This is a genomic window from Ruegeria sp. CE8 (assembly GCF_056537465.1).
This window is the reverse complement of sequence record NZ_JBQFRP010000006.1, coordinates 215516-229176: the sequence shown is the minus strand read 5'-3', so window position 1 is coordinate 229176 and position 13661 is coordinate 215516. Positions and strand designations below refer to the sequence as shown.

Sequence of the window (13661 nt, the reverse complement as noted above, 5' to 3'; positions counted from 1 at the left end):
CAACGTGGCCAACAAGTTGATGTGGTTGGATGTGGCAGATTGTGGTCTCTCGTGGCGATACCTAGACTCAATCATAATCCGCTTGTCGGGGGTTCAAGTCCCTCCTTCGCCACCAAAACTTCCCTTACAAATCAGACAGATAGGCGCATATTGCGCCGCTTGGACGTACTCAAAATCGGCTTTGGGTGTCATTTTGGGTGACAGCAGACGACTTAGGTGGGAGAGGAGCATAATTTCTGGAGTATTCATTTCGCCATATTGGCTTCATAAACAACTGCGTCACGCTTTGCTTTGGAGCGTAGACATAATTCTGAAAATGCTCTTGTCAAAAAATTCACTGATTACAGGAATCTGCCTCTTAAAGAACGGAAAGTACGAGGTCATCAGTTTGCACTAGATGATTAAGAAATTGAATGAAACGTCGTTTCATGGCATCGTTGTAATATGTTGAAAACCGTGGCGTTTATTCTGGCGGGCGGTGCAGCCATTGCGTTAGTTTATTTTAATGGCGGCACATCTCGCGATTTATTCGAAGTTGTAACCGTGCCGGTCGAGCGCGGGGTATTGAGGGAGACTGTCACAGCAACGGGGCAGGTCGATTCCTTGACTGCGGTCGAGGTTGGGTCGCAGGTATCCGGCAGAATTACCAAGGTTCATGTCAGCTACAACGACACAGTGGTTAAAGGTCAAGCTCTGGCGCAAATCGACAGGCAGAGTTTTGAGGCGCGTCTCAAGGAGGCGGAAGCAGACATAGAAGTCGGCCTCGCAGTCGTAGACGTTCAACAAGCAATAGTAGACAAGACCTCGGTTGAAATCGAAGTTGCAAAGTTGGAGCAACAGGTGTTTTTGGCCAGGGTCGACGAAGCTCAGGCGGTTTTGGCAGTTGCTCAATCCAAACTGGCCAGAAAAAAACAGCTGCAAACAAATGGCACGGTTGCTGTCGCAGACGTCGAAGATGACGAAAGTTTAGTGCTGACCGCCGAAGCTCGTCTGAAGGAAGCCAAAGCGCTTCTAGCCACAAACAAATTAAGAATTTCTGTAACGCGTTCGGACTTGGTCAGAGCCAAGGCAGAACTCAACGGGGCATTGGCAAGCATCCCGCAACGACGTGCGGCCTTGGAAGCTGCCGAAGTTGAGCTCGCGAGATCCACGATCCGCTCTCCGACCAACGGGGTAATTATTGACCGCAACATTGAAGAGGGGCAGACAGTGGCAGCCGCTTTAGAAGCTCCGAGACTGTTCACTATTGCGGGTGGTTTGGATCAGATGGTGGTTAACGTAAATGTAGACGAAACAGATATTGGCAAAATAGACGTCGGGCAGAGTGCTCAATTCCTGGTAGACGCCTACCCTGACCGGGCCTTCAAAGCCTCTGTCAAAGAAGTTCGAAAGTCGCCGACAGTATTTCAAAACGTCGTAACGTATACCGTCGTTTTAAAGACTACCAACACGGATCAGTTGCTGCTCCCTGGTATGACAGCCTTGGTGGAGATCACAATTCAAGAATCCGAACCAGGTCTAAAAGTGCTGAGCCATGCAATCGGTTTTCAACCAAGTACTGTCACACCGGTCGAAAGCGTCAAAGATGGAGCATTGGTCTGGAAGGTCGCGCCTGATGGGGCGTTGGAACCGATAGACGTTGAACTGGGACAACGAGATGCAAGCCACCAGATCGTTTACTCCGAGCATCTGCAAGAAGGCGATCAAATCGCAACCGGTGAGGTAAAAGCGTCCAAAAAGAGAAGCTTCGTCAATTCCTTTTTCGTGAAATAGGCCTGACATGCTGGTCGAGGTTAATAACTTGCGGCGCAGCTATGACAGCGGTGAAACACGATATGACGCGCTCAGAGGGTGCTCATTTACAATAGCAGAAGGTGACTTTGTTGCAATTACCGGGCCAAGCGGGTCGGGTAAGTCGACACTGATGAATATCCTTGGGCTTCTGGATAGGCCCACCGAAGGCCACTTGTTGTTTTGCGGGAAAAATGCAGACGGTTTGTCAGTAAAAAAACGTGCCGAAATCCGCAATCGGGAAATCGGCTTTGTCTTTCAGTCTTACAACTTGCTTCAGCGACATACGGCTTTCGAAAACGTCGAATTGCCAATGATTTATGCAGGTTTGGAGAAGCAACAGAGAAGGGAGCGAGTGACGGACTTGTTAACAAAAATGGGTCTGTCAGGTCACCAATCCAATTACCCGCGCCAACTATCGGGTGGGGAACAACAAAGGGTTGCGATAGCGCGTGCTTTGGCCAATCGCCCCAAGTTGATATTAGCAGATGAACCCACGGGAGCCTTAGACAGCGAACGAGGCAATCAAATTCTTTCGTTGTTTGAGCAAATTAACCAAGCTGGTCACACCGTCGTTATAATTACCCACGATGAAACCGTCGCTGCAAAATCGAAGCGTATTTTGCGTTTGAGGGACGGGCAAATTGAAAAAGAAACCTCTCCTGTCGAACTTGATTTATCGCGGTCGGAAAAACCTTTAGCGCCCTTGATTCTAACTCAAGACCTCAGATCGCAACGACGGCTTCTGGAATGAATATCGCCGAGAGTATCAAGATCGCGTTTCGGGCGCTCCTCTCCAACCTGTTGCGGAGTGTTCTCACGATGCTGGGTATTATTGTCGGTGTGGCTTCGGTGGTATCAATGGTGGCCTTTGCGTCGGGCGCGCAACGAGAGGTCGAGCGTCAAATCCAGACCTTGGGGGCAAATGTATTGATGGTCGTACCCGAATGGGTGAATGCAACTGGCATTGACGGCGGGAAATATGAGCTTGCTATTCTGAACGAATTGGATGCCAAATCCATAGCCGAAACAATTCCCGACGTTGCAATGGTCGCACCGTCTGTCCGCGAAGACATTCAGGTGGTCAATAGAAATCAGAGTGTGTGGGTCACGGTGAATGGCACAACGACGACCTATTTTTCGATCCGCGAATGGCCGTTGAGCTCTGGGCGACACTTTTCTTCGGGTGAACTGAACAGCGCCGAGAAGGTCGCTTTACTTGGGCAAGACACCGCGCAAAACCTGTTTGGTGAAGAAGACCCTGTTGGCCAGACCATTCGCATCCTTAAGACACCCTTCAAAGTCATCGGAGTCTTGTCAAAAAAAGGTACGGCTGGATCGGGACGTGCGCAGGACGAAGTTGTCTTTGTGCCAATCAGAACGGCGAAACAGCGTCTTTTTGGCAGTTCGAACGTAACTGACCGGGGAGCGGTGGACTATATCCTTGTTAAATCAAACTCGACCGATAGCATCGCCGATGCCAGCCAATCCATTTCATCTCTGCTGAGGCAACGACACAGATTGCGGGCCGAACAGGAAGACGACTTTCGGGTCGTTGATCCCGCCGCCGCGATGGAGGCACGGAACGCGGCCAAGAAAACGATCGGCTGGTTGTTGGCGGGGATCGCCTCGGTTTCGCTAGTTGTGGGCGGCATCAGCATTATGAACATCATGCTGGTTAGCGTCGCGGAACGGACCCGCGAAATCGGACTGCGTATGGCCATCGGGGCTAGACCCAGCGATGTGCAAGGCCAATTCCTCATGGAATCAGTTTTGCTGTGCTTCATTGGTGGACTGATTGGATTGCTCATCGGAGGCGGGGTTGCGGTCATCGTTGGCAACATGGCCGGTTGGCCCGTGTTCCTTAGCCCCATGTCCATGATCGGGGCAGTTGGGCTGGCTTCGGTGGTGGGGTTGATCTTTGGCTATGTCCCTGCGCGACGGGCATCCCGCCTGGATCCGGTTGTCGCCTTGAAATTCGAATGAAAAAGCGCCCCGCTTGGGGCGCTTGTCCACGCTTTTAACCAGCGTTCTGAGCTGAAGGGGAAGCTCAGTTGGGGTCTACGTCGCGTGGGATGTCTTCGTCAGGTTCGCCCTTAAGATCCACAAACTTTTTGCAGACATAGACAATTCCGTCCTTGGTTTTCTTCTTAAACAAAAGTTCAGCGTCGTTGCCTTCACCGTTGTTTCCGCAACGGCGCTCGGCCAGTTCCCGATCAGACGGTTTTCCACCGTTGTCTGTTGCCATTGCCATTGGAGCAGTCAACGCGAATGCTACGGCCGCAATCAATATCGTTTTCATAATAACCTCCTTTGAGAACGTGGCGATAGTAAAGCAAAAATGAAGGAAGCAAACATCGCTCGTTCAAGGGGGGCGGAAACTCATAATAAATCACCCATAGGAAGTGCCTAATTTTGACTAAATCAGCCGCGCTAGCTATCACGAGCTAAATAATATAGGCTAACTCATTTTAGGTAACTCATTTGCAGCAGCTTGTTTTATCTATCTCTGAATCACATTTAATATGAAAACACAGTATACTAATTTGATTAGCTCAAATAAACTAACCTAAACGCGTTAGTGAATTCAGATTAACTTATATAGGGGATGCTATTGAGCTTCAGAAAAGAAAAGCTGACAAGCTATTTCTTAATGATCCATGTGGGTGATTAACGACACCAACTCAGCCTGACGATGCGTGTCTGTTTTCTGAAAGATTGACCGCAAATGACTGCGTGCCGTCCAAATCGAGATACCCAACCGGGACGATGCTTCCTTTAGACTTTTGCCTTCGGTTAGGGCCATTGCCAGGGATGCCTCACTTGGCGTAAGGCCAAAGTATTCCCGAAGACTATCATCCGTGACAGAAACCTGGGTTTCCAGCTCACGGAAGTTGAGCAAGGCATGAGCATGTCCAAAAGGAGGTTTGTATTCGTCCGGCAAAGGCAGAACATCAATGTAAATTCGACGGTCTTCTTTGATTTTGACTATAACCGGGGGAGGTAAAGGGGCGCCGCTTTCAAAGGAAAAACTCAGACATGCTTTTATCAGTCTTTCAAATTTCTTGTTTTGTAAATCATCCCCAACGTTTACGTCGCGCCAGTGCAAGAACAACTTTCGGCCATTAGACTTTGCGTCACATTCACTCAGGGAGAAAATATTTCCGTCTAAATCAAGCAGAAGAATATTGACGGCTTGATCATCAAAAAGGGAAAACCAGCGGACAAAGGACAGAAAATTCATCACTCGAAACCCAAACTAAAAACCCGGTCAATAATCGGCAGTGCGCGCCTATGGAAAAGCTGCCCTGAGGGCAGCCGCGGGGACAATCCATAGTCAGCAAAAACCGCTTAAAAACCTCGAGATGACAAGACCACTGAAACAACACTAACGTTGCGTAAAGATTATCCTGAATATACTCATTTAAGTAAACTGCAAACTCGTATTTGGCACCAGTGATCGTTTTTTTGACTTTTCCTGTTCGATATTTGTTCCATTTCAGCTACTGTTAGGTGTGTGATCTTTGCCTGAATTTCCTAATAAGTGCTGGATAGAAGTGTCCGAAACCTCCAGGCGTGAATTTAATATTAATGCAAAATTAACGCAGAATTAATGAGGCAATGTTAATGCCTTTGTGATTCTTATCTGGAGGATGACCCGAAGCCCTACGAAACCGTCGACTGTTTTTTGATGATTGGGTCAGCCGTTTGAAATGAAACGCGACAAGCCATGTTGGAGGCCAGCTTTGCTGGAACGTCCCCGCCCGGTATTGGTTGGCAATCCTGACATTGTCGCTCCGCGCGAGTACGGTGTATCCAAAGAACCCGGTCTTTACGCGCACCGGCTAGCAGACCGGACAGGCGTCACCCCACAGTTCTTTGGAAAACCTTTCGCCAACATCTATGATCTTGCATTCAGCCGCCTGGGGCACATCGACAAGTCCCGGGTTCTGATGGTTGGCGACAGCCTGCACACCGACGTTCTAGGTGCACGAAAGGCTGGCATAGCTTCCGCGCTCATCTCTGGATTCGGCTTCTTCGCAGGACATGATGTTGAAGCATCGATCATGAAGGCAGGGATAGTACCGAACTTTGTTGTAGACCGGCCTTGATATTAGGGCGTTCCGCTTAGATACGTCTTTCTGCTAACTCGAGTGTTGGGTGAATCTGCATTGAGCACATACCGACCATGTGAACGAAGCGCCGCGTGTGAACGGCAGCTTTGGAGAACCCTCCGCAACAAATGAACTCTGAGCTCATGTCCGACTTGGGCCGCATTCCGAACTATGCAAAGCCCGCTTTCTGCGCATAGCTGTCATTGGGGCGTCACGCAGTATTGGACAAATTGGGCTCTTGGCCGCCGTTCTCTGCGGGTCGTTTTGACTAGCGGGAAGAGCCCTTACCGGCCGTTCCCGGATAAGCTGAGTATTGCGCGTGCATTCATCTGAATGCGGCACTAAAGGGACATTCAGCGGAGTTCAACGAAAGGCGGGTGGGCGCAACAAGGCCGATCTACCATAGTATGCCCAAACATCGCGAAAATAGGCTATGCTTTCCATCATCAGTAGCCAGGAGATTGCTATGCTATACCCGATCGCGGAACTTGAAGCCGATAAACTCAATGCGGTTCGGGAACTTGAAAAAGAAATTGGAAGCCCGGTTGTGGCTCTTACCGCTGTTGAAACTGATACTGTGACGCTGCCAAAAGAACAGCTCGAGAAACTGCAGGCCTTGGAAGATAAACTTAACGTCGTTCTCGTTGCGGTGCGACCTAACTAACTTACTTGATCACACTGTTTAGGCCACTGCGCTGGTTGCGCCTCGCAAAGCGGCCCTTTCTAATTGTTGGAATTGCCGGACCACCACTGCCATATTTGGAGTGCAGATACCGAGTGCCGAGAACCCGCGCATTCCGGATGTTCAAAGTCCAGTGTCGGATGGCCGACAAGCGGGACTTTTCTGCCGTTCAACATGATTGCGTTGGTGACCGCTTTCGCCAACGTTGGCGGCGACAAAACCTCGCATAGATATGAGCCAATTTTTAAAAATTCAAATAGCAACCCGTTCTTGATCAGCCGCGCGTCAGACAGCTCAGCGCGAGAGGGTTCACTGTGACTGGCTGCCTCACAATGATGGTTCCGACAAATAGTCGCCCAAGAGTCATTACTCTTGTTTCTTTTGATGAAGCTCCAACGCCATTTCGTCCAGAATACCGAAAGCCACAGGATAAAGATTCTCGAACAGATCGATTACTGCAGATTCCTCTACGGGATGATGTTTGCCTTCAGCGTCAGTCAGCTGCCCCATCCGAAACACGACCTCGGTGCCTTCTTCTACCGGAACCAACTCATAGGTCTCCAGATTTGTAAGGCCCTCGATGGACGAATTGTGGAGGATATCGGTCACGTATTCGAACGGATTCCAATCGACGATCAGCATCTGGAAGTGAGCTGCTTCATGAACGCAGTGCAGGCGGACGCCGGCGGACGTTCGCGACGCATCCCCTTCCCGATAGGCGTCCTTCAACATCATCCAACGCATCTTGAGCCGGGGATCTGTGAGCATTTCCCAGGCCACTACCGGAGGCGCCTTCAGTAAGTGCCGGGTTGTGAACACGGCATCCTCGTCTGTAACGCGGACGGGCCCGGCGATCTCCCGGTATCGTTGCCAAGCAGCAGCAAGATCATAAACCCGCATGGGTACGTCACCAAAGTGCTCGAACTGAGCGCTATACTGCATAAGTTCAGACTTGATACCCATTGCCTGAAATGCGTCTTCCGAGAACAGGGCGTAGCTGCGGATACCAGTATCATCCTTCACATCGGTCTTCGCCATACGATGCACGAGTATGACCTCAGCACCGGAGATATCTTTCATCGGTCCGATCGACAGTTCTTCAAATTTTCCGTGATGCGCAAGGATCTTCAGATCGAGATCGGTTACGTTGCGACAAGCATTGCAGGGACAAGTCGTGTTCTGCACAATGTTCCGACGGCGTTCGGCGAAACCCCGATAAAGGCTTTCGCATATATTGAGGAAAGTCTCACCTGAAGGGAACGGCCCACTCGAATAAGCGAGAACAGCATCACCTTCTAGACCACGCAACTTCATTGGGTCCTTCAGTCCCATTACAATTGCTTCAAGCTAAGAACGGATGATTGGGTTGGCGTGTTCCAGCTCTGACCGGGTCAGGTATTCGGTATAACCGGTAATATCGGCGATTAGCAGGTAACCGCTTTGAACAGACATCCGAGCTTTCCCCTTTGCCCTCCCTCCCTTGACTGTAACTTCGGCCACAGTACCGGACAAGCGCGTCTGCGACCGCCCCCGGAAAACCCATGAGCGCGGACCGCGTGAGCTGGGAACATATCCAGCGGGTCTACAAGCTGTGTGACCGGAGTGTGTCCGAGACCGCCTGCCGCCTGAACACGCACCGCCGGACGCTGCAGGGGAATTTGGTGAAGCTTAGTCCTCGGAAATGGGCAGCGAATTGGGTTCAATCTGAATCAGGACTCTGTTCAGAGGATATTCTTTAAGGCGGCAATGCGGACAAAGCGACCGTTAGTAACATTTACGCAGCTAGCCGGAAAAGGGGCTGCATACTAGCCGGCTTTAGCTATCACAATGTGCTGCGAACTTGGCTTCCAAGAAAACAGAAGCGCCAGAACCAACTGGCACCGCTGTGAATTAGTTTGATGCTGTTCAAGCAGTAAGAAAACCGTCGTGCCAGGCCATAAGATCGATTCCGTCGCCCGTAGCGTTTGAGCCATTCAGGGCAGCCAGTTCGTCCTCCCATCCGGCAGCGAGTTCATAGATCCCCAGGTCTTCTAGAGACGCGAGCGAAAAGTCTGCCAGATACATGGTATCGGTCTGTTCAACGATCCCGGTCATTAGTTCGGCATCCAAGGCTACCTCGTCCCAATGACCTCCGGAAGTGCCGCGCCCGCCACCGCCTTCCACCGGAATATTATCACCATACAAGGTCGTGGCTTCTGTCCCAGTGTATACGAGATTACGCTTCGACTTAGTTGTCAAATCGTTGCCCGCAACATCCCAAAGGGTACCAAATCCCAGCGCATGGATCATCTCATGAAGTATCGTGTCATCCAGCACGCCGAGCGCATCGAGAGAGGCCGCATCGGCAAGGTCGATGGTAAGGGTAGCGCCAGCCGGTGTTTCAGCCGTACCATTGCCGTCCCAATCGTTTGCGGCGTAGATATTTGCCGATGCAACCTCTCCACCCAGCGCTCCGGTTTCAAGTTTGACTTCGACATAGAGGTCATCAAGCACGAACTCCGTACCATCTGATTTCAAGCCGTTGTCATCGTCCGTAAAGCCATATGCAATGACCGAAGAAAGAAATTCCGCTGCCGCTTCGACATAGCCTTGTATGGTTGTCGCGATCGAAGTGTTCCAATCTGACCCGTTTCCCACAAATTCGATCTGAAAATTAAACGGATCACTTGTGCCGCGATTGGTATCTACAGTGATTTTATCGTCGAACCCAGTATCGAGAGTACCCGAAGTGTAGGTAGCTTCCACAGTGCCGCCGCCGCCGCCTCCATCATCGCCGCCGCCACCGCCCGGTCGACCACCGCCGCCGCCGCCGCCGCCGCCGAAGGGATTGCCCATGTTGAACTCTTGGTAGTCAACGAAGTTTGCATCGGAGCTTACGCTGGTTTGGTTTTCGAAGGCGTTGGGCTGAAGGAGTGCGCGCAGCGCCTGGCCATCTGCCGACGCAACCGGTTCGGGCCCGTTGGGAGCGTCAGCCCGCTCCAAGATAAATTCAATAATTGGATCAAGGCCATCTCCGCCTTCACCATTAGATCCGCCGACCGGATCGCCCGTGTTTAACACTTTGTAATCATTGACGGATACGTCGGAGGTCTCACCAGCATGACTGTCAAGGGCGGTTGGCTGAAGGAGTGCATGCGATGCCGGGCCATCTGCAGGTGTACCCGGTTGGGGTCCGTTGGGAGTGTCAACATGCTCCCAAACAAATTCATCAATGGCATCAAAAAAATCGTCAAACAGAATTCGATCCAAACGTTTTGCGTGCATATTACCTATCTCCGAATTGAAGCCCCCCATACATCTGATTATCAGAATAAAATAACGCGATTAAATGTGTGTTGAATATGCTGTTTATGTCTAGTTTATGTATTGAACGGTAGCTCTTAAAAAAAACCGTCGCACAATTTTATCCCCGTAAAGGTCTAAAATGGGCTCGCAACGGACACTCGAAGTCCAAAATAAGGAGCGAATGACGGCCGGGCGGACGTTACGGTCATTTCCGCAACCAAGGGCTGACAACGCTTTGTTATTCCTCTACTTCTAGGATGTTTGCATGCCGGAGGACGTGATGGCTAGCCTGAACAATCTTTCAAAATCTGAACTCGCTCGTCGCGTTGCCGACATTGCCACGCTTGAGGGCGAATTCCTGCTGCGTTCCGGAGAAATTTCTCATCGCTATTTCGATAAGTATCGTTTTGAGGGCGATCCGCTCATACTGAAGCCGTTGGCGCTAGCAATGAGTTCGCTTCTGCCCACGGATACGGAAATTATCGCAGGGCTTGAGTTGGGAGGAATACCCTTGGTTACAGCGATTTCCCTTGAGACGGGGTTGCCAGCAGCGTTCGTTCGAAAGGAAGCGAAAACCTACGGAACGTGTCGCGCAATAGAAGGCCAGGATATCGCCGGGAAAAAGGTAACGTTCGTTGAGGATGTCATTTCCACGGGTGGTGCAGTTGCTGATGCTCATCAGCTAGCAGTGCAGGAAGGTGCTGACGTCCTCGCGGTTGTCTGCGCTATTTGGCGGGGAGAAAGCGTGCCGACCATTCAGGGCGTTCCCACTCTCGCTGTTTATCCAGTATTTTTACGTGCTGAATTGGAGCGCTAAAGAACATCTGGTGCCAGAGGTTTTCCGGAACACGGGTTCGCAGCGGAAATTCGAAGTCAACTATAACGAGGCGGGCTGGCTGCGTCGGTATGCTCAGAATAATAAGTAGTTGTGTCCGTCACTCGCAACAAACGCAGAGAGTGCGATGACGAATCCGGAGGCGTAGTCTGTCAGCTTAAGCGTGCGCTTTTTAGGATACATGGTCCATTCAGACCATTTTGCTTGGCCGTCATCGACTTCTCCATCTAGCCTCATTGTCATGGCTTTCATCTCCCAACGTACACAACTAAAATCGCTAAGAAGCTAGAGAGAGATTACTTGACCGTTGGTGAACTCAACGTGAACACGGCGTTCAGATTACGTCATTCTTGTTGCGAGTTAGCCACAAGCTTAAGGTGCGCCACTGCCTAATTAGTGTGCCCGTTGCAGCGGGATTAAGTGCGGTAGATTCTGTAGACGACAAATAGGAGCGACTGATGTCAGCTCTGCGGACAGAGTTACCGTTCGCCGCAGTAGCGAGACTGAGGAGCGCCAAGGGCAGTTTTGCGCGGAAACCGGACTTTACAAAGTTTGACGAGTCGGCCCAAAGCCGCCGCTGACTGAGCCGCGTAATGCTGCGCTGCGGCCCTTCTAAGCGGCGTTCACGGCAAGTACAGATTAGCGTAGCTGCCAGACCGCTTCCTCTAACTCGGTGCTTGGTTCTTGTGAGGCTATTAAAGAGCATCGTTCAATTGGTGCTGTTGGTCTAGGTTTAGGCAGAAAAACCTGCCCCAGCCAGACCTTGGCGTCGTTTAAGAATGAATGCCCTGCCCAATGACGCTCATTCAGTGTCCAACAACTTGGGCAGGTTTTTTTGGTAGATTATCGCATGTCAACGTGGAATATGTGTGAAGTCCATCGTCCAATTGGTCTCCCAGTTAACGCCTCCATCCGTTGAGAAGGCCTGTTCCCATCGTGGGACTATGCCTTTTTTCCAGAGAAAACGTACCATAATGGCCTTACCATCCAGAGTGTCTTCGGCAAAAAATTCACCGACTTCACCATCAAACCGGCCCTTAACAGGCGTATCAAGAGTATGTGGTGATCTGCCATCGAGCCACCAGATCGCCCACTGACCCGACCTGATGTCAAAGCTACGCAGTGCAATTGCGCGATAGGGATCTTCTGGAAGATCTACAAAATTGTCTTCAACGTTTCCGTTGCCCGCCAGGATCGGGGCGGTTCGGGAGGTTCCATCGAAAGAATCCCAATCCTGGCACCCTACAAGACGTTCCCGCAATCTTCGGTGCTGTACAGTCCAGGAGCCAAACATGAAGTCGAAATCATCCTGAGCTTGCTCGCTCCCTCTTTGGTTCAATTTTGTGTGCATGGTCTCTCCGTTGTGCGTGACATGCACACTATTACCGGAGATAACTTGCCATCATGTGTCATGTTTTTTGAGGGTGGAATGAAATCGTCGCGTTTGCTTTCAATCCTGATACGTCTTCAAACGCGCGGCCAAATGACGGCTGATCAATTGGCAGAGGAACTAGAGGTTAGCCCGCGTACGATTCACAGAGACATCGATCAGTTGAGCTATGCCGGCGTCCCTGTGTTTGCCGAACGAGGTCGCAATGGCGGGTATAAGTTGCTGGACGGCTATCAAACACGTTTAACAGGCCTAGACGCCGACGAAGCCAGCAGCCTTCTTCTCTCCGGACTAGGTGCGGTCTTAGACGATCTGGGGTTGTTGGAAGCAGCGAACCAGACCGAGTTGAAGGTTCTGGCCTCGCTTCCGAATGAAACGCGCGACCATGCCGCCATCGTTTCCGAGCGATTTTTTCTGGATCCGGTGAGTTGGTATCGGAAAAAAGAAGATGCCCCTTTTGTCCGGCAAGTCGCTACCGCTGTATGGGCACAACAACAGCTTTCCATAAGATACGAGAGTTGGAGGGGCGTCGTGGAACGTATAGTGTCACCTCTAGCAATCGTTCTCAAAGCAGGGAGTTGGTATCTTGTGGCCTTGGTCGATACTCCCCGAGTTTACAAAATTGCTAAAATCCAGAGCATTGAGGCATTGGACAAAGTTTTCTCTCGACCTGAAAACTTCAATATTCGCGAGTTTTGGGACGTTTGGAGAACCGATTTCGAGCGCCGGCTGAAATCTCAAACTGTTACGCTTAAGGTGACGTCCGAAGGGTTGCGCTTGCTAAGCGAGATGGGCGTCGCACCGGACACCCAAACAGTTACCCATAAAGTTGATGGATTGCATATCGTGACAGTGCAAATGGAATACGGAGCAATTACCATCCGCAGTATCCTCTCCTTGGGCAAAGAGGTCGAGGTTATTTCCCCTAGGAGTCTTCGGAAAAATGTAATCGCTGAAATTCATAGGATAGCTGGTCACTACTCTTCCTGACAGCGAGGAAATCCAAGCTCGTTTTTAGAGCGAAATGCGTTTGCGCCCGCGGCAAAGTTACACTTTGTCCCGCAAATCGGAATCTGCAAAGTCTAGTCATGAATGCCCGCATAGGGCTGGGAGCAATCCAGTGCAATTGCAGCAACCCAACTGTGGGGCAATGACTGGTTTGGCCTCAGATCGGGCATTTTTTGGTAGAACATGGTACCGGATCAGACGGCAGTAAGGTCGGCATTGCGGACGAAACTGGCTTTGGCGACGCAGTTCGAAAAGTTGCAACAGTCCGAATGCGCTCGTTCGCTTGCTCCCCATCTTTGATCCTCCGTTTCCCAACTATAGGTTCGGATCAATTCAATGGGGGCGATCGGTTCTGGCTCTACAATATCAAAACATTCAACAACATTGTGTTCGAAAATTGCCTCAAATACGCGAAAAAACACAAAATACTCTGATGTTAACAATGGGTTAATGTGGGGGAAAATATAAACCTTGTAGTAAATTTTGTGAGTTGAACATGGTTAAGCAAAACAAAAGGGACCTGTTCCCTTCGCTAAGTGGCAGTAGCGTCGTGGC

At 50.6% G+C, this 13661-nt stretch carries 12 protein-coding genes and 1 pseudogene; 8 read left to right on the top strand and 5 right to left on the bottom strand.

All coding sequences use genetic code 11. The annotated features are described in order from the left end of the window. Nucleotides 1-444 precede the first annotated feature (444 nt). From ACR0AA_RS12610 to ACR0AA_RS12600, 3 genes are read left to right on the top strand one after another with little or no spacing between them, the layout of a single operon-like run. Nucleotides 445-1773: an efflux RND transporter periplasmic adaptor subunit gene (locus ACR0AA_RS12610; RefSeq protein ID WP_480666178.1), complete on the top strand. Its 1329-nt coding sequence runs from the start codon at nucleotides 445-447 to the stop codon at nucleotides 1771-1773. A 7-nt stretch (nucleotides 1774-1780) separates the two neighbouring features. Continuing rightward, nucleotides 1781-2545 (top strand): ABC transporter ATP-binding protein, encoded by a 765-nt coding sequence (locus tag ACR0AA_RS12605; protein WP_480666177.1) that lies wholly within the window; start codon nucleotides 1781-1783, stop codon nucleotides 2543-2545. Next, nucleotides 2542-3777, top strand: coding sequence for an ABC transporter permease (locus ACR0AA_RS12600; protein WP_480756156.1), 1236 nt, complete (start codon nucleotides 2542-2544; stop codon nucleotides 3775-3777). The genes ACR0AA_RS12605 and ACR0AA_RS12600 overlap by 4 nt, the downstream gene beginning before the upstream one ends. A 64-nt stretch (nucleotides 3778-3841) precedes the next feature. Here the strand turns inward: ACR0AA_RS12600 and ACR0AA_RS12595 are convergent, their stop codons facing one another. Continuing rightward, nucleotides 3842-4093 carry a hypothetical protein gene (locus ACR0AA_RS12595; protein WP_480666175.1) on the bottom strand — a complete coding sequence of 84 codons (252 nt, stop codon included), beginning with the start codon at nucleotides 4091-4093 and terminating at the stop codon, nucleotides 3842-3844. A gap of 348 nt (nucleotides 4094-4441) precedes the next feature. Next, nucleotides 4442-5035 carry a helix-turn-helix transcriptional regulator gene (locus ACR0AA_RS12590; RefSeq protein WP_480666174.1) on the bottom strand — a complete coding sequence of 198 codons (594 nt, stop codon included), beginning with the start codon at nucleotides 5033-5035 and terminating at the stop codon, nucleotides 4442-4444. Between the two features lie 502 nt (nucleotides 5036-5537). On the opposite strand from ACR0AA_RS12590, the gene ACR0AA_RS12585 reads away from it, so the two are divergent. Together ACR0AA_RS12585 and ACR0AA_RS12580 are read left to right on the top strand one after the other, a co-directional pair. Next, nucleotides 5538-5903, top strand: coding sequence for an HAD hydrolase-like protein (locus ACR0AA_RS12585; RefSeq protein WP_480666173.1), 366 nt, complete (start codon nucleotides 5538-5540; stop codon nucleotides 5901-5903). 469 nt (nucleotides 5904-6372) lie between these two features. Next, complete coding sequence (locus ACR0AA_RS12580) at nucleotides 6373-6570, top strand: hypothetical protein (RefSeq protein WP_480666172.1); 198 nt, start codon at nucleotides 6373-6375, stop codon at nucleotides 6568-6570. A gap of 384 nt (nucleotides 6571-6954) precedes the next feature. Here the strand turns inward: ACR0AA_RS12580 and ACR0AA_RS12575 are convergent, their stop codons facing one another. Then, nucleotides 6955-7926 carry a DUF2652 domain-containing protein gene (locus ACR0AA_RS12575; protein ID WP_480756174.1) on the bottom strand — a complete coding sequence of 324 codons (972 nt, stop codon included), beginning with the start codon at nucleotides 7924-7926 and terminating at the stop codon, nucleotides 6955-6957. Nucleotides 7927-8106: 180 nt separating this feature from the next. Here ACR0AA_RS12575 and ACR0AA_RS12570 point away from each other — a divergent pair. Continuing rightward, nucleotides 8107-8267, top strand: a pseudogene (locus ACR0AA_RS12570) (two-component system response regulator); the annotation flags it as partial. A gap of 226 nt (nucleotides 8268-8493) precedes the next feature. Here ACR0AA_RS12570 and ACR0AA_RS12565 read toward each other — a convergent pair. After that, entirely contained in the window at nucleotides 8494-9852 is a 1359-nt protein-coding gene (locus ACR0AA_RS12565; protein WP_480756155.1) for a leishmanolysin-related zinc metalloendopeptidase, read from the bottom strand. A gap of 286 nt (nucleotides 9853-10138) precedes the next feature. Here ACR0AA_RS12565 and ACR0AA_RS12560 point away from each other — a divergent pair, with 286 nt between their 5' ends. Further along, nucleotides 10139-10690 carry an orotate phosphoribosyltransferase gene (locus tag ACR0AA_RS12560; RefSeq protein WP_480665052.1) on the top strand — a complete coding sequence of 184 codons (552 nt, stop codon included), beginning with the start codon at nucleotides 10139-10141 and terminating at the stop codon, nucleotides 10688-10690. Between the two features lie 871 nt (nucleotides 10691-11561). Here ACR0AA_RS12560 and ACR0AA_RS12555 read toward each other — a convergent pair. Continuing rightward, nucleotides 11562-12059, bottom strand: a complete 498-nt coding sequence (locus ACR0AA_RS12555) for a DUF1579 domain-containing protein (RefSeq protein WP_480756154.1) — start codon at nucleotides 12057-12059, stop codon at nucleotides 11562-11564. Nucleotides 12060-12137: 78 nt separating this feature from the next. Between ACR0AA_RS12555 and ACR0AA_RS12550 the strand changes: the two genes are divergently transcribed. Continuing rightward, nucleotides 12138-13088, top strand: a complete 951-nt coding sequence (locus tag ACR0AA_RS12550) for a helix-turn-helix transcriptional regulator (RefSeq protein ID WP_480665050.1) — start codon at nucleotides 12138-12140, stop codon at nucleotides 13086-13088. The last annotated feature ends 573 nt before the right edge of the window (nucleotides 13089-13661 follow it).